The 15842-nt window shown below is 33.3% G+C and carries 18 protein-coding genes and 1 pseudogene; 10 read left to right on the forward strand and 9 right to left on the reverse strand.

What is annotated here, in order from left to right:
- Together ABX784_RS03995 and ABX784_RS04000 are read left to right on the forward strand one after the other, a co-directional pair.
- Positions 1-298, forward strand: a pseudogene (locus ABX784_RS03995) (hypothetical protein); the annotation flags it as partial.
- 8 nt (positions 299-306) lie between these two features.
- Positions 307-585, forward strand: a complete 279-nt coding sequence (locus ABX784_RS04000) for a hypothetical protein (RefSeq protein WP_372652858.1) — start codon at positions 307-309, stop codon at positions 583-585.
- Here the strand turns inward: ABX784_RS04000 and ABX784_RS04005 are convergent.
- The 3 genes from ABX784_RS04005 to def form a co-directional block, all read right to left on the reverse strand.
- Positions 582-2474, reverse strand: coding sequence for a phospholipase D-like domain-containing protein (locus ABX784_RS04005; protein WP_372652860.1), 1893 nt, complete (start codon positions 2472-2474; stop codon positions 582-584). The genes ABX784_RS04000 and ABX784_RS04005 overlap by 4 nt on opposite strands.
- Positions 2471-3739: a hypothetical protein gene (locus ABX784_RS04010; protein WP_372652863.1), complete on the reverse strand. Its 1269-nt coding sequence runs from the start codon at positions 3737-3739 to the stop codon at positions 2471-2473. The genes ABX784_RS04005 and ABX784_RS04010 overlap by 4 nt, the downstream gene beginning before the upstream one ends.
- An 83-nt stretch (positions 3740-3822) precedes the next feature.
- Positions 3823-4365, reverse strand: coding sequence for a peptide deformylase (def, locus tag ABX784_RS04015; RefSeq protein WP_372652865.1), 543 nt, complete (start codon positions 4363-4365; stop codon positions 3823-3825).
- A 72-nt stretch (positions 4366-4437) separates the two neighbouring features.
- Between def and ABX784_RS04020 the strand changes: the two genes are divergently transcribed.
- The 4 genes from ABX784_RS04020 to ABX784_RS04035 all read left to right on the forward strand — a co-directional run bounded on the left by ABX784_RS04020 (position 4438) and on the right by ABX784_RS04035 (position 6613).
- The gene (locus ABX784_RS04020; protein ID WP_372652867.1) at positions 4438-4896 is read left to right on the forward strand and encodes a low molecular weight protein-tyrosine-phosphatase; all 459 of its coding nucleotides are present in this window, start codon (positions 4438-4440) and stop codon (positions 4894-4896) included.
- Positions 4862-5371, forward strand: a complete 510-nt coding sequence (gene greB / locus ABX784_RS04025; RefSeq protein ID WP_372652870.1) for a transcription elongation factor GreB — start codon at positions 4862-4864, stop codon at positions 5369-5371. Before ABX784_RS04020 ends, greB begins: the two co-directional genes overlap by 35 nt.
- On the forward strand, positions 5368-5748 hold the full coding sequence (locus ABX784_RS04030) for a hypothetical protein (RefSeq protein ID WP_372652873.1): 381 nt from the start codon (positions 5368-5370) through the stop codon (positions 5746-5748). Before greB ends, ABX784_RS04030 begins: the two co-directional genes overlap by 4 nt.
- Before the next feature lie 76 nt (positions 5749-5824).
- Entirely contained in the window at positions 5825-6613 is a 789-nt protein-coding gene (locus ABX784_RS04035) for a class I SAM-dependent methyltransferase (RefSeq protein WP_372652876.1), read from the forward strand.
- 30 nt (positions 6614-6643) lie between these two features.
- Here the strand turns inward: ABX784_RS04035 and ABX784_RS04040 are convergent, their stop codons facing one another.
- Genes ABX784_RS04040 through nrdR form a run of 4 tightly spaced genes read right to left on the reverse strand, consistent with a single transcriptional unit; the run spans position 6644 to position 8572 of the window.
- The gene (locus tag ABX784_RS04040) at positions 6644-7246 is read right to left on the reverse strand and encodes a hypothetical protein (RefSeq protein WP_372652879.1); all 603 of its coding nucleotides are present in this window, start codon (positions 7244-7246) and stop codon (positions 6644-6646) included.
- Positions 7239-7631 (reverse strand): hypothetical protein, encoded by a 393-nt coding sequence (locus tag ABX784_RS04045; protein ID WP_372652882.1) that lies wholly within the window; start codon positions 7629-7631, stop codon positions 7239-7241. The genes ABX784_RS04040 and ABX784_RS04045 overlap by 8 nt, the downstream gene beginning before the upstream one ends.
- Before the next feature lies 1 nt (position 7632).
- Positions 7633-8106 carry a transcription antitermination factor NusB gene (nusB, locus tag ABX784_RS04050; RefSeq protein WP_372652886.1) on the reverse strand — a complete coding sequence of 158 codons (474 nt, stop codon included), beginning with the start codon at positions 8104-8106 and terminating at the stop codon, positions 7633-7635.
- Positions 8087-8572: a transcriptional regulator NrdR gene (gene nrdR / locus ABX784_RS04055; RefSeq protein WP_372652888.1), complete on the reverse strand. Its 486-nt coding sequence runs from the start codon at positions 8570-8572 to the stop codon at positions 8087-8089. The genes nusB and nrdR overlap by 20 nt, the downstream gene beginning before the upstream one ends.
- Positions 8573-8824: 252 nt before the next feature.
- Here nrdR and ABX784_RS04060 point away from each other — a divergent pair, with 252 nt between their 5' ends.
- From ABX784_RS04060 to ABX784_RS04075, 4 genes are all read left to right on the forward strand, one after another.
- Complete coding sequence (locus ABX784_RS04060) at positions 8825-10330, forward strand: FMN-binding glutamate synthase family protein (RefSeq protein WP_372652890.1); 1506 nt, start codon at positions 8825-8827, stop codon at positions 10328-10330.
- Positions 10331-10351: 21 nt separating this feature from the next.
- Entirely contained in the window at positions 10352-11449 is a 1098-nt protein-coding gene (locus ABX784_RS04065; protein ID WP_372652892.1) for a radical SAM protein, read from the forward strand.
- Positions 11436-11828, forward strand: coding sequence for a hypothetical protein (locus tag ABX784_RS04070; protein ID WP_372652895.1), 393 nt, complete (start codon positions 11436-11438; stop codon positions 11826-11828). The genes ABX784_RS04065 and ABX784_RS04070 overlap by 14 nt, the downstream gene beginning before the upstream one ends.
- Before the next feature lie 245 nt (positions 11829-12073).
- Positions 12074-12640, forward strand: coding sequence for a hypothetical protein (locus ABX784_RS04075; RefSeq protein WP_372652897.1), 567 nt, complete (start codon positions 12074-12076; stop codon positions 12638-12640).
- On the opposite strand, the gene ABX784_RS04080 is transcribed toward ABX784_RS04075, so the two are convergent.
- Both ABX784_RS04080 and glyA read right to left on the reverse strand, forming a co-directional pair.
- Positions 12593-14566 carry a hypothetical protein gene (locus ABX784_RS04080; RefSeq protein ID WP_372652899.1) on the reverse strand — a complete coding sequence of 658 codons (1974 nt, stop codon included), beginning with the start codon at positions 14564-14566 and terminating at the stop codon, positions 12593-12595. The two genes, ABX784_RS04075 and ABX784_RS04080, sit on opposite strands and share 48 nt — an antisense overlap.
- A 20-nt stretch (positions 14567-14586) precedes the next feature.
- Entirely contained in the window at positions 14587-15837 is a 1251-nt protein-coding gene (gene glyA, locus ABX784_RS04085; protein ID WP_372652902.1) for a serine hydroxymethyltransferase, read from the reverse strand.
- Between the last annotated feature and the right edge of the window lie 5 nt (positions 15838-15842).

Here is a 15842-nt window from a genome sequence, read left to right on the forward strand (position 1 = left end):
CGCAATATTAAAGCTTTGTGAGTCTTACTCACTTGATTTAAAAGGTTTTAATATTGATGTTACCTGTATAGCTCCTGGCTTTGTGGATACTCCATTAACTAAAAAGAATGATCATGGTATGCCGTGGCTTATGAGTTCAGAGCTTGCAGCTAGAAAAATAAGAAAGGCCTTAGACAGAAAAAAGGTTCTCTTTGTTTTTCCATGGCAAATGAAAACAGTAATGTTTATACTAGAGAGACTTCCAAGGTGGATGTATAGAGGCTTTATGCAACTTCCTTTCGCAAATTATAGTAAGTAGGGTTTATTATGAAAAAAATTATTCTCTTATCACTTTTTATTTTTATGAGCTGTAATAAAGAAGAAAAAGTAGTTCTTAGTAATTCAAATGTTGATTATGATTTTACTAAGAGCGCAAATTCAGTTTCAGTAAAAGATGACTTTTCAGATTTAAAAAAGCTAGATGATGAGTCGTGTGAGACTGAAGAAGAAATCAAAGAAAAGCTTGTCAGGCCAAAGCAAGAAGCCTTCAAATTACAGGGTGGTGATACTGGCTGTGATATTAGTGAATTAAATAAGAAAGATTAAAACTTTTTTAGAATCTCATCTTTTGCTGCTAGGAAGCTAGAAGCGATAGCATTAATAAGAGATGAGATTTCTCTTGAAATACTTTCTTCTTTTGTTTTAGCTTTAAAATTTTCTATATCCAAGTCCATAACACTGGCCCTATCGTTCCAAGATATTAAGAAATTATTTTCAAAACTTCTAATAGAAGACGTATCATAAATTTGAATACCTATTTCTCTGCTATATCCTTGCATTATCTCTGGGGTAATTGATGCGGAACCAGTATGTAAGACTTGTCCATCAATTGAAATTGTATTTCGATGATTCTCTCTGTGAAGGGCATTTATATTATTTGTATTTATTGACGCTGGCTTTCGAGACTTTACATCAATGTTATAGAGTTTTAACTCCCTTAGATAGATAGAGTTAGGAAGACCATTTAGTCCAATATTATTGTTATGATCTGCTAGAATTCTTATGTCTATCTCCGGTACTTCAAGCTTGCGCTTTATAAGAGCATTTATAATATAAGTATCATATAGGTAAAGTTGCTCCATATAGATATGAGATTGGGCCTTTTTAATCATATCAATTATAGTATCTCGGGTATTGTTGATTTTACTGTCTAAACTCGATTCTGTTAGACGAATGGTTTCATCTCCTAAGTAGGGATAGCTCTTGCGTGATATTGAAAAGTATTCAATTAAATCATTATCTACTCTTAGAGATTTTAAATCGTATATAAAGCTGTTTTGAATTAAAGCTGCTGCAGGACCCTTGATCCAGATATCATTGTCAAAGTGATATCCTCCTTTTGAGTCACTCCAGTTCTTTGATCCAATTAGTGCAATCGGTTCCTCTGAATTTGCATCGATTACAATTGCCTTCGAGTTATTTTCTTTAACACCTGATTGAGTATCTACTATGTAGATGCTTGATAATAATTTAGTATCATTTGCAATACTGCTTTTAATAAATTTTATAAAAGGAGTATCTTCTTTTGTGAGAATTAGAACTTTGAAATTTTCATTTAACTCTACTTTCTCTTTAGTTGTTTTAATTATTTGCTTGATTGCAGATAGACCGATTGATCCACCAATTTCTTTTGTGCTAATAAATATTGATTTATTTGCACTCTTAATCATTTCTTTCAATTGAATAAATATTGAATCGGTTTTAAATACAGAATGCTCTTTGCTATCAAGTGTGAGAATGGCAGATTGATTTTTATCAGAGTATTGCTCTATTTCTTCTGAATCAATGGAGTTACTGTTAAATATCTTAATTTGATTTCCAGGAATTAGTCCCGAAAAGCTCAATGTATAAGGAGAGATATTGCTATGTCTTAACAGTTTAAAAGAGATAGGTGAGGTTTCTTTTAGTGCTGTTATAAAATCTTCAGATTTTTTAAAATTTACGATGAACTGAGATTTTTGTTTAAAGTCTTCTTTAAGAGAAAGAAGCAGGGAACCCTCTGTAAAATTTTTCCGGTGATATATAGTGCTAATTAAGTTTATTGCTTTCTGTTTTTCTTCATCACTTAAAAGAGGGGATTGATAATAGTCTCTGAGAGTATTTAATTTATAAGTCATGATATAAGTTATGACTTTAGCCAGGTTATCTTTATTTGGGGAAATCTCTTTCCAATAAATGATAGGTCTAAGAAAAGGAGAAGGGATAACATCATTTAGTTCATTTACTAATTCTAAAACACTTTCTCTCTTCTCTGTATCTAAGGAGCTAATTACTTCTTTTAAATTGTTAATCTCGCTGTAAAACTCATTTTCATGAATTAATGGATATAGCTCTCTAAAGTACTGATCTTCATTGATACGTTCTTGTAAATTAAACTCTTTAGAGTAACTTGAATGTTGAAAAGAAATAAGAATAAGGAAAAAGACTATTCTCATAGAATATCTTCCTTTCTATCATTACTATCGTAGATGAACTTCTCTAGTTCTAGAGCTTTGACTAATTGTTCAGCCGACTCATTAATAAAGAGATTGTTTATATTTATTCTTTCTCTATCTTTGTCGATACTTGCAGGGGTTCTATTATAAAGTTTTATAGAGAGCTCAGTGTCTGTTGTGAATTTTCTTTCTTGAAAAGAGTAGACTAATTTATCTAATTTTAACTTTGCTTTAAATCTATTATTAAGAGTTGTGTATTTTCCATGTAGATAGAAATCTCCTGTTATTACAGAATTATCCTTTGGAGAGGACGTTTTAGTCTTAATCTTCTGACCATCAATCATAGTCGACGGAACAACTTTCCCAAAATGAAATACAGCTTTATCTTTAACGGATCCTAATCCATCTAAAGAAAGACTCTTGTATAAGTCAATTGTGATAAAGTTATGATAACTCACTTCTGTCGGCAATAATTGAAACATTTTAAGCTTAAGCTCCTTGGACCCAATTTCAATATCAGGTCTTGTTAGCTTATTTGCACGAAAGTATCTTCTAAACTTTACTTGGACTAATTTATTATCACTTTTCATTTTTTGTAGATCTATTAATATACTAATTACTCCTCCACCATATTGATATTCTTTATGAGTTGATGGCATGGGAGTTTTTATTACTAATTGAGTAAGACTAGAAGATTTCTTCTCTAATTCATCCTTTAGAGTAAACTGGTTAAGGTTTACTAGTTTTTCTGCTGATTGCTCCCTTTCATAAGTTAAATTTTGTACGAACTGTGGAGTGAAGTTTATATCAACTTGAAATTTTCCATTTTCTATACTGTTCTCTCTAAGGGTACTGATAAAATTCTCTATAAATGTAGTCATCAAGTTATTGTGAAGTAATTGAATAAGGTGACTTTTCAAATCTTTATTTCGCTCTAGTGTTTTAGCGATAGAAAGTTGTAAGGCCTCTCCAATCATTTTCTCCTTGCCTGAATCTGATTGATTAGTCCAAATATCTGCAGAAATTTTATAATTTAGAAATTTATTAAATGAATTATTGTAAAAATAATCTTTGTAAGCTTCATATTCAAGATTTCCAATTGAGGTAGCATTGGTAGAGTTGGCTGAATCTGTTGCGGCCTGACCTTGCCAGAATTGATGGTATGGACCATAGAAATTTGAGAGTAAATAACTACTAAGAACAACTAGGAATACCGTAAAAGGAATCCAGATAAATATATGTTTATAGTCATTTAAAAATTTCAACAGCTTCCCTCAGATTACTAATTCCTATCGGTATCTGAGGGGTTTTTATTTATCTTAATTTAATCTTAAGTTCGTTAATTCGGCTAGTTAGGAGACTCTACCCAATAGTTTATATACTCATCTTCATAACTCAGTTTAGTTAAGTCACTAATACGATCTATGTAGAGTTTTCCAAAGAGGTGATCGAGTTCGTGTTGAAATACTGTAGCTAAAAATCCCTCTAAAGTGATTTCTTTCTTATTAGAGTCTTCATCAAAGTAAGTTACTTTTACTTTTCTAGGCCTTTCTACATATCCTCTAAGTCCTGGAACTGATAGACAACCTTCCCAGAAGCCTTGGGCCTCAGAGTCAATAACTTCAATGACAGGATTAATGATAATAAATAGTTCACTAGCGTCAGTTTCGGGATATCTTTCGGAGTCTGATGGGATCTTTATGATTGCAACTTGTGTTGATACACCAATTTGTGGGGCAGCAATACCTATTCCACCATTTTCGTTCATAGTATCAACAAGGTCTTCTATTAGACCTAGAAAGGATTGAGAGCCAATTTCAGATAAATCATACTCTGTAGCAACTTTTCTAAGTACTGGGTTTCCCATTCTTGTTAATTCTTTAATTGCCATAATAATACTCCTATAAATCCATGATAGAATATAATTGAAACTCTAGCTATAGTTAATGTTTAAGAGGTATGGATGAAAAGTGTTTTATTTGTTTGTCTTGGAAATATATGTAGATCTCCAATGGCCGAAGTTATTTTTAAACATGAGATAGCAGAGGCGGGTCTTGATTATACTTGTGATTCAGCTGGAACAAGTGCGGTACACGCTGGTGAAAAAGCTGATAGTAGAATGAGAGAAAGTGCTAAGCAAAGAGAGTATAACCTTGAAGAAGTACGCTCTCGGCAATTTGAAAAAAGTGATTTTGATAAATTCGATTTCATTCTAGTTATGGATGAAAGTAACTATCAAAATATTAGAGCACTTAGTAATAGAGATGAAGATATAAAGAAAGTATCCTTGATCACTGACTACTGTAAAAATGAAAGTGCTTCAGAGGTTCCCGACCCATACTATGGTGGTGAAAATGGATTTTTTGAAGTTATCGATATATTAGAAGATGCTATCAGAGGATTTATTTCTGAAACCAAATAAGTCAAACTACATGACTCCATCTTGCTTTAATAAGTTATCGAGTGAAATGGAGAGATTACTAAAAGTTGAAAGGCCTGAAACCACAAAAATAATTGCCTGGGCGGCGGGCAATGGTGATCGATCTGAAAATGCTGACTACATCTATGGAAAGAAAAGATTGAGAGAAATAGATCGAAGACTGAGGTTTCTTAAAAAGAGATTAACTGATGCTGTTGTAATCAATCCCAATGAAATGAACTCAGATAAAGTACAATTTTCTGCAACTGTTACCGTCGAGGATGAAGATGGCGAGCAGAGAGTATACTCCATTGTAGGAGTTGATGAGGTGGAAGTTCGTAAGGGGTGGATAAGTTGGAAATCTCCAATTGGAAAGTCTTTACTTGGAAAAATGGTAGGGGATTGTATAGAAGTTAAGGCCCCGAAAGATAATTTTGAACTAGAAGTATTAAAAATTGAATATAAGGACATTGTATGAAAATTCTATGTGAAGTTTCACTAGGTGAGTTAGTAGATAAGATATCAATTTTAAGAATTAAGCAAAAGAAGATTAATGATGGTGAAAAGATTAAACACGTAAATACTGAGCATAGCGCTTTATCTGCTACTTTAAATAGCTTAAACTTAGATAATATCAATGACTATCTTAATAAATTAGAGAGTACAAATACTAAGCTTTGGGAAATCGAAGATGATATTAGAGAGTGTGAAATGAATCAAGATTTCAGCTCGAAATTTATAGAACTTGCCCGAGCAGTATATATTACTAATGATCAGCGCTTTGCACTAAAGAATGAAGTCAATATCAAGTACGGATCCTCAATAAAAGAAGTGAAGTCCTATGAAGAATATTAGATTTCTTCTAATAACTCTTCAACATTCTATTTGAACTATGATACATTTTTAAAAAAATTATATAGAGGAGTCCTTGATGGCAAAGCTATCATTTGAAGATAAGTATAAATTATATGAAACTTCAGTGCAGAACCATGAAACAGATATTGATTTTATTAATAAAGAATATCGTAAATTCTTCAAGAAAAAACCACTTTCTCTAAGAGAAGACTTCGGTGGTACAGCTGCTATGGCATGTGATTGGGTAAAACAATCTCCTGATCATAAAGCATGGGGAGTTGATTTTGACATTGAGCCAATTAACTACGGAAAAGAAAATCATTACTCTAAGCTGACTCCAGCGCAAAAAGCAAAAATGCAATATATTGAAGGTAATGTTTTAGAAGACAGAGACTTCAAATCTGATGTTGTTGTTGCATTTAATTTCTCATACTTTATTTTTAAAGAGAGAGAAGTTCTTTTAAATTACTTTAAGAAAGTAAGAGAAGGACTTAATGATAATGGTGCTTTCTTTATTGATCTTTTCGGTGGAACTGAGGCCTGTCAGGAGATGGTTGAAGAAACTGAGCATGATGATCATACTTACTTTTGGGACTGTGACAGTTACAATCCAATAACATCTGAAGTTCAATACTATATCCACTTTAAATACCAAGGTAAGAAACATGAAAAGGTTTTTACGTATAATTGGAGAATGTGGGGTCTTAAGGAGCTTCAAGATATTATGAAAGATGCAGGCTTCTCTAGTGTTATTCCTTACTGGGAAGGTGAGGACGGTGACGGCGGTGGTGATGGAAATTTCTATCCAACTAAAGTCGAAGAGAACTGTGAATCTTGGGTAACTTATATTTGTGCATTAAAATAATATATACAATAACCGGCTTAGGCCGGTTATTTAGTCTTCGTACCCACCAACAATAATATCTATATCTAAGTCACTATCATAGTTCGAATCAATATCTGAATCGAGGGTATACTTTCTAATAATATGATTCTTAATATTATTTGCTGTAAACATTGTTTCTCTTGTCTGACAAAAGTCAAAAGTAGAGTTTCCTAGTAGTACCTCATCAATTACTTGCTCTCTTGATAACTGAGAAGATTCACTAAGGTTTTCATTAACATCATCAATAAACTCTTCGAGCGTATCTCCTAAACCAATTTTTGACTCAATAATGAGTTTTTGAGCAACTGCACGTCCTTTAAATTTTTTAAAGTTAGCGATTGTTGCTTTTATGAAATAGGTTCCTTCATATGTAAAAGCGGCCCCATAGAGGACACCAGCTGTACTTAATTCAAAGTTTAGAGAAAGTGTTCCAATCAGGCTTGCTCCTGTTGATGAGATCGCTCCACTAGAGAAGTAAACACTAGTACTAATGGGAGTTGTTACAGGCTCTGTTAGTGCTAGCAGCTTAAACTTATTATACTCACTCTCACAGTCTGCAAGTATTGAGGTAGAAAGTAGTGTTGCTAGTAATATTATAAGAAATTTACGCATCTTTATTTTCTTCCTGACTTTTAAACTCTACAAATTCATGTGAACCAAATTTCTTCTTGAATTTTTCTACTAACTTATCTTCAATATTTTCATGAACAAGAAGGATTTTTGATGGAGAGTTTTTGGCAACTAAAGACAAAAGGTCTTTAGAAGCATCTAGTACAGATTGTTGAGGGCCTTTTTCTATAAGCGCAATATTGATAGGCTTATTAAAGAAGTTCGTTTGGTAAAGGCCCTGTAGGTTTTCCTCTTTCTTTTCAAGAATACCATTGGTTAAATAGTTAAATTCTTGAAAGTAGAGACTTGAATTAAGAAACTTATCTGAACTGATCCAGAGGACAGTATTTATAGAATTATCAACTACTTTTAATAACTCTTCATTCATACTACTTCCCAACTGAGTCTAAAGTACCGTTTATAAATGAGTATGAATCAGCAGACCCAAACTTTTTAGCAAGGTTAATCATTTCATCAATAACTACAGTTCTTGGAGTATCTTCAATTGAAGTAATTTCATAAGCACCAAGCATAAGGAGAGCGTAGTCAATCTTCTCTAGCTGATGCACTTTTCTTTTATGGAGTCTTTTTCCAATTTCTTCTTCTAGAGTTACTTTATTTGTAAAAACACCTTCACATAAAGAAAGTGCAAAGCTCTGTGACCCAGAAGGAAGTTGATTATTTGGATGTTCATCATCAGGCTCTACGCAAGAATTTATAAACTCTTCAATAAATCTCTCATACTCAGCTTTTGGGTTCTTAGTTAGAACAAGCTCAAGTAAATTCTCATTTGAACATAAAACTTTATAAATTAATTTAAATGAAAATTCTCTGGCAATTGATTTATTGCTGAAGTTGCTCACGTTCTACTCCTTTTGAAGCTGTAAGGTTTTTGAGTAAAGAAGATACAAATCCTTCAATATCTTTATAGTCCCAATAGAACGAAGCAAATCGAGTGTATGCGACTGGATCAAGATGAAGTAGTTCTTTCATTGTTAGTTCACCGATAACATTTGCTGGGACTTCTTTTGGATAATGTTCAAGCATATGCTTTTCAATTGTTTCCATTAGTTTTTCAAGGTCTTCAGTTGATACCGGTCTTTTTTGTGATGCTTTTTTGAGACCACTTAAAATTTTGTCTCTATTGTAACTTTCACGTCTACCATCATGTTTTAAAACAGCTGGCATTTGAATTTGGATTTTTTCGTAAGTTGTAAACCTATTGTCACAACCGTCGCACTTTCTTCTTCTGCGCACACTGAGTCCATCTGGCATTAAGCGAGAGTCTACAACTTTTGTGTCGGTAATATGGCAAATTGGGCAATGCATATAAAATCCTATTAAATTAAATGGTTTTTTACTTTATTAAGAGCTTCATTGGCAAGGCATTATTTAAAATGTCTGAAAAAAATTCATATAATTTCAGATGGTTACGAGAGTATAGGTCTTTTCATTCTTTTATTAAATTCAAAATATTTATAAAGAGGGGTCGGTGTTAACTAAAACGAGACCTTGCAGGTAGTAGTTTATGCTTCTTTCATATTTAACTATCCAATATATAATGCATTAAGGGAGAAATTTATGAGAAAATGGTTCGTTTTATTTTGCATTGTGACTATTCCAGTTGCGGGGTATTTGATTTACCAGAATCCATTTTGGTCATTATCCTTACTAATACTCCTTCCGTCATGGTTAGTTGGAACTTATGACTTAGTTCAAACTAAACATACAATTAAAAAAAATTACCCATTATTTGGACGACTCAGATATGTGATGGAGGAGTTACGTCCAAAAATTTATCAATACTTCGTAGAGAGTGATACAGATGGGACACCGATTAATAGAATTAATAGAAGTGTTGTATATCAAAGGGCCAAGAGAGTACTTAGGACTAAGCCATTTGGTACGCAGGTAAATGTATATGAGCCAGGTTATGAGTGGATAAATCATTCTATGTATCCACTAGATGAGCATCAAGTTCCTCTTGAGAACTTAAAAGTTAAAATAGGCTCTAAGCACTGTTCTCAGAAATATAATGCTAGCATTTTAAATATATCTGCAATGAGTTATGGCTCTCTCAGCGGGAATGCTGTTGAGGCCTTAAATAAAGGCGCAAGCCTTGGAGGCTTTGCTCAAAATACTGGTGAAGGAAGTATTAGTGACTTTCATCTAAAGCATGGTGGACATATTATATGGCAAGTTGGAACAGGCTACTTTGGTGCAAGAGATCATGATGGAAACTTCTCTGAAGAAAAGTTTGTAGAAAATGCAACTCGAGAATCTGTTAAAATGATTGAAATTAAATTATCTCAAGGCGCAAAGCCTGGGCACGGAGGAATTCTTCCAGCAAAGAAAAATACTCCTGAGATTGCACGAATAAGGGGAGTTAAGCCTTATGTTGCTGTTATGTCACCTCCAGGACATACCGAGTTTAATAATAGTTATGGATTAATAGACTTTATTCAAAAGCTTAGAGAGCTTAGTGGTGGAAAGCCAATAGGGATTAAGCTTTGTTTTGGTAAAATTCATGAATTTGAAGAGCTATGTAAAGCAATGAAGGAGAGAGATAACTACCCTGATTATATTGTTATTGATGGAGGTGAAGGTGGTACTGGTGCTGCTCCATTAGAATTTTCTGATAGCTTGGGTACTCCTATGACTGAAGGAATTGTATTAGCTTGTAATTTACTTAAAAAGTATGGAATTAGAGATCAGGTAAAAGTATTAGTCTCTGGAAAAATAATAACTGGTTTCCATATCATTAGAGCAATCTCTCTTGGAGCAGATGCGTGTTACTCTGCAAGGGCAATGATGCTTGCTCTTGGTTGTATACAAGCGCTGATTTGTAATACAAATAAGTGTCCAGCAGGAATTGCTACACAAGATAAAAGTTTATCTTGGGGACTTGATGTTGAGAATAAAGGTGTGAGAATTAATAACTATCATCAGGAAACAGTTAATTCAGTTCGAGAAATTTTAGCAAGTGCAGGACTAGATCATCCTGATAAGTTAAAACGTGATGATATTTTTAGAAGAATATCACCTGTTGAAGTGAAAAGCTTAGAAGAGATATATCCATCAGTATAAATTTTAAGGATCAATTTAGAAATGTTCAAGTTTGAAGAGTTAAGAAATATTCATATAGAGCTTACAACAAAGTGTAATGCTCGATGTGGTAATTGCCCAAGAAACTTCTTTGGATCAAAGAAACATAGCTGGATTAAAGATACTGAGTATACAATTTCAGAATTTAAGAAATACTTTTCTCACGAAGTTCTGTCTCAAGTTAAATTTATCCTTCTATGTGGTTCCTATGGGGACCCTGCTGCATGTTCAGATCTGGAAGAGATTATTGATTATCTCATGTCTTATGACCTTGAAGTTCAAATTAACTCTAATATGTCTCTAAGAAGTAAAGAGTCCTGGGAAAGAATAGGGAAGTCTTTAAATGAGAAATCACAAATTGTCTTATCAATTGATGGTCTCGAAGATACTAATCATTTATACCGTAGAGGGACAAGGTGGAATAAAATAGAAGAGAATGTTCAAGCGCTAAGGGGGACCAAAGCAAATGTTGTTTGGGAGTGTTTACTCTTTAGTCATAATATAGATCAAAAAGAGGCGATAAATAAAAAATCTAAAGAGTGGGGAGTTCCCTCTGTTCTATTTAAGTATCCTATGGGGTTTAAGGTAGATGACAATGGAGTTCGCTACATGCCACTTCTAGATAGTAATGGACGAGTTGAGTCTCTTCTTTATCCTCATAATCAAGATGTTTCTAGAGTCTATGATCTAAAGTTAAAATTAAATATAAATAGAATTGAACATATTCAAAGTGGTGAGTATGAGCCTAAAGAGTATAAAATTAAGGAATCAAATCAGGAGCATTCAATTGAATGTCGATCTCTAAAAGAGAATGAAGTTTATATTGATGGTAATAAGAACGTTTATCCATGTTGCTTTTTTGGTTCATATGATAATCCTGAACAATTTGACCAACAGCTTCTAGATTACCTTCATTCAATAGATAGAAGTAAAATATCATTAAAAAATAGCACTCTAAGAGAAATTTTGAATAATCAAACTTACTCTCAAGTAGAAAGTTCGTGGTCTTGCCATAGCTATAGTGATGGAAAACTAAAAATTTGTGAGAGATATTGTTCTAAAAAAGAAGGAGAGGTATTTCATCTCTATGAGAAAGAATAACTTATTGAAATTTGTAATTGTTTTTATATTCCTATCTTTTTTCATTGAACCGTTGACTGGTCACGTGGAAGTAGCTCCTTTTTATTCATGGGAGATGTTCACTTCTGTAAAAAAAGAAATGATATTCTACAAACTCTCTATTGGAGAGAATCACTATAGTAGCCTCAAAAATGAGCTGGATGGGCTAAGTCATAATCAAAAAGACCTTATAAAGGAATTATCTAAATTAAATGAAGTGGAAAGAGATGAAGTTTTAAGAAGTGAATTTGATGTCTTAGGTAAAGAGGTTAAGTTAGAGAAAGTTTATGTTAATTTATTTGATTATTATAATGGGAAAGATATAGAAAAGAATGAAGTGTTGTGGAAGGTCTACTTATGAAATTTTATAGTGATAGAGTGGCCAAGAACCAATATTTTATATTTTACCTATCTCAATTACTTTTAATTCATATTGTCTTTAATTCAGTTTTTAAGCTATATGATCCGTCATTTTATCAATGGCCCTTATATTGGATTAGATTTTTTGATAAAGATATTATTCAAAATTTTCTTAAGGTTTTTATTATATTTTCATTTGTCTTACCTATATTTTATAGGAAGTATGTATTAGTTAGAATATTAAATATGATTGGACATCTGTTTCTGGTATCTCTTTTGAATGTTCCTGGCCATACCTCTAATCACTCAACATACTTGTACCTTTATATTTCAATTGTATATATTTTCTTTAGCGGCAAGGAAGAAGGAAGAGAGAGAAGAAGAGAAGTATCATTGGCAGCTCAAGTTCTTGTTCTATCTCCTTATTTTATTTCAGGTTTCCAGAAAATTATGTCTATGGGGGGTGAGGTATTTCAAAAGGATACTTTTAATTTAATTATTCTCGAGAGATTATTCTCAAGTGGCCCTTCTCTTCTCATTCCTGAATATATTAAGATCGGTCCATGGTTTAATTATTTCTTTGGTATTGGTGTTGTAATAGAGTGCTGTGCTCTTTTTATTCTATTTTTTCCGAGTCACATTAGAAAATATGGATTTTTACTTATTGTATTTCATCTCTTTAATCAGTTCACATTAAATATTTACTTCACTCCATCAATTTATATGGTTTTAATATTCTTAGTTTTTAACTGCTTTGATAGAAAGCTATTTAATAATCTCGAAAGATTTAAGCCCATTACTTCTCGTCGGTAGTAGCAAGAAGTTTGGAGTCCACAGAGGTCTAGAGAAGTAGCCTTCACCGTTAAATTTAAATTCTTTAATCACCTTGTATGTCTCTAGATCAATCAGTCTCGCTATGGACTCACCTTTACTATGACCAATAATGAGAAATGCAGTACTCCCATTATAATGAACAACAGTAGGTGAGGACTTACTTGGGTTGAAGAGACCTTCAAAGTTAAACTCTTTTATTTGACTTAATTTTTGATTCTCTATGGTAAAGACTTTTACTCCCCAACCTTTTTCGAGTGGGTGTGTCTTTTTATATAGATATAACTTCTCTCTTTCTTCATTGTTACAGTCTGCAGAAAAAGTACTTTTTATAAAGACTTTCTTGATTGGGTTTTCTTTTATTATTTCCAGTAAAGAGTCGCTCTTTCCAAGAAGAAATATACTTTCTTCATAGAAGTTATAGAAATTAAGCTCTATTTGATTCTTGAACTTGTTGCGAGATATTTTTTGGGTATTCTTTTTTATTATTTCATAGTTAGGCCATATGTCTTTTACTGGATAGAGAAATGGAAGTAGCTTGGGTAAAAAGTTTGGATGAACAGGGGAAGTTAATGCAGTCAAATAGCTCGATGGAACTGAAAGATAACTGTCTCTAAATTCTCCGGAGTATAGTAATGAATAGTCCTTTGCTTCCTCTTTTGAGACAGATCCAATACAAGAGGCCTTAGTAAATCCACTTTTAATTAAAACACTCTCATCTTTCTCAAAGGAAGTTGAGAATGTATTTGTATGGTCTTTAGGAGAGTTCATCCAGTGAGTTAAAAAATAATTTTTATCTTTAAGCTTGAACGTTGCTCCTTGTGAGTAGTGAGGAAGTTCGCTTATTTTAATTTTTTCATTAAATTCTTTACCCATTGTTTTAAGATCAAAGGCATGGAGAACTCCTGACTTGCTAGTGATAAAAGCGTAGTCTTTGTTCTTTGATTCTAGAAACACTGGAGATGAACTCGTCATATCTAGATTAAGTGAGTGGCACTCATTCTTTGTAAATTTCGAAGAAGTGAATCTATCTACAAGATTTATCTTATTATTGGATAATTCAAGTTTTAAGATCGAGCATCCATGATTGCTCTTGCTATCTATTGGTCCATTTCCTGTAGATACGTACAGGAGGTTATTTTTAATAGGTATAGAGCCTCCAGAGAGGTAGATTCCTGTATCATAGCCTGAGTGAGCGTTATTAGTTTTAATACTTGTTTTGTAATACAAGACTTCTTTAGAGCCCACTTTAGAGGCCACAACTAAACCTGTTAATCCACGGTGAGTTCCATAGAGACTGAGTTTCTTATCTAGGTCATAGACTTGAGTTTTTATAGAGCAGCCAAATACTATATAGGATTCTTTATTTTTTGCTTGGAGGTGAGATAGAGATGTCTTACAGTGAATCTTAGATGGAATAAACTCTTTATTTTTGTCTAAGAAAGCGTCGAGTAGATCAATCTCTTTGACTGATAGAATATTACCATTAAAGTCAACAGTGGTGAGCGTCTGGATTCTACTTTCACTTCCAATAGACTTTACAATTATTGTATTGTCTTTTTTATGGATGATAGGACTAGCGTTAATATTTAGTCCCTTAATCTTAATCTCTTTAAAAATTTTCTTTTTTAAAGTATCCCAAAGAATGAGTTTATTATCTTTTGTTGTATAGACTAGTAATTGTCTTCCCATGTCTAAAAATAGGGGAGAGTGGTGATTGGCCCTCATTAGGTCTTTAGAGTTGAAGCTTTTTAAGTCTTTAATAGTATTATAGTGGTATTTATAATTTAAAGAATTGGCCGAGTCATATCCAAACTCAAGGACAGATGAAATTTCGTTAATTTTTGTAGAATTAAAATAGAAATAAGATAGAGAAGTTAAAATTAATATACTTAATACTTTTTTCAACTCTCTACCTTTTATAAGTTTTAGTAGACTGGGAACTCTTTACAAAGATTTAAGACTTGAGATCTTACTTCTTTTAGAACATCCTCGTTGTCATGATTCTTTAGAGCTTTTGAGATCCACGTCCCAAGCTCAACCATATGCTTCTCTGTTAATCCTCTTGTTGTGATTGCAGGAGTTCCTAGTCTCACACCTGAAGTCACAAATGGAGATCTCTTGTCTCCAGGAATCATATTCTTGTTACAAGTAATACCTGCTTCTTCAAGAGCATGTTCTGCCTTTTTACCAGAGAGATTTACTGAGTCAGTTTTTACTAGTAGTAAGTGATTATCAGTTCCACCTGAAACTATCTCAATACCTTCGGACTGAAGTTTTTCTCCAAGGGCCTTTGCATTGGCAATTACTTGTTTTTGATACTCTTTATAGCTTGGGTCTAATGCCTCTTTAAATGAAACGGCCTTGGCCGCTATTACGTGCTCTAGTGGTCCACCTTGAATACCTGGAAATACATTGAAATTGATTTTTTTAGCAAGCTCTTCATCATTTGTTAAAATAATTCCTCCACGCGGACCTCTTAGTGTCTTATGTGTAGTAGATGTAACAACGTGAGCATGAGGAACTGGGTTAGGGTGAAGTCCTGCAGCGACTAGACCTGCAATATGGGCCATATCCACCATTAGGTAAGCACCGACTTCATCAGCAATCTCTCTAAACTTTTCAAAATCGATTGTTCTTGGATATGCAGAAGCACCTGCAATAATCATTTTTGGCCTTTCTTTTATTGCAAGCTCTCTTAAGGCGTCATAGTCAATTGTTTCTGACTCAAGGTCTAGTCCGTAAGGAATAATCTTGAAAAGCTTCCCTGAGAAGTTTACTGGAGAACCATGAGTAAGGTGACCACCTTCTGCCAAGTTCATCCCAAGTACTTTATCTCCAACTTCTAGTAGAGAAAAGTATGCGGCCATATTTGCACCAGATCCAGAGTGAGCTTGTACGTTGGCAAACTTTGCACCAAATAACTCCTTCACTCTTTCAATAGCAATTGTTTCAATAGAGTCTACAACTTCACATCCACCGTAATATCTCTTTCCTGGAAGACCTTCTGCGTACTTATTTGTAAGTATCGTTCCTTGTGCTTCCATAACAGCTTTAGAAGTATAGTTTTCTGAAGCGATTAGCTCTAAACCTTCCTCTTGTCTGACTCTTTCAAGCTCTACAAGATTAGTTATTTCAGAGTCCATTGATTTAAGTGAGTTTGCATCTTTATGAAACATATTCA

It is taken from the genome of Halobacteriovorax sp. (genome assembly GCF_041587335.1).
Taxonomy (GTDB): Bacteria; Bdellovibrionota; Bacteriovoracia; order Bacteriovoracales; family Bacteriovoracaceae; genus Halobacteriovorax.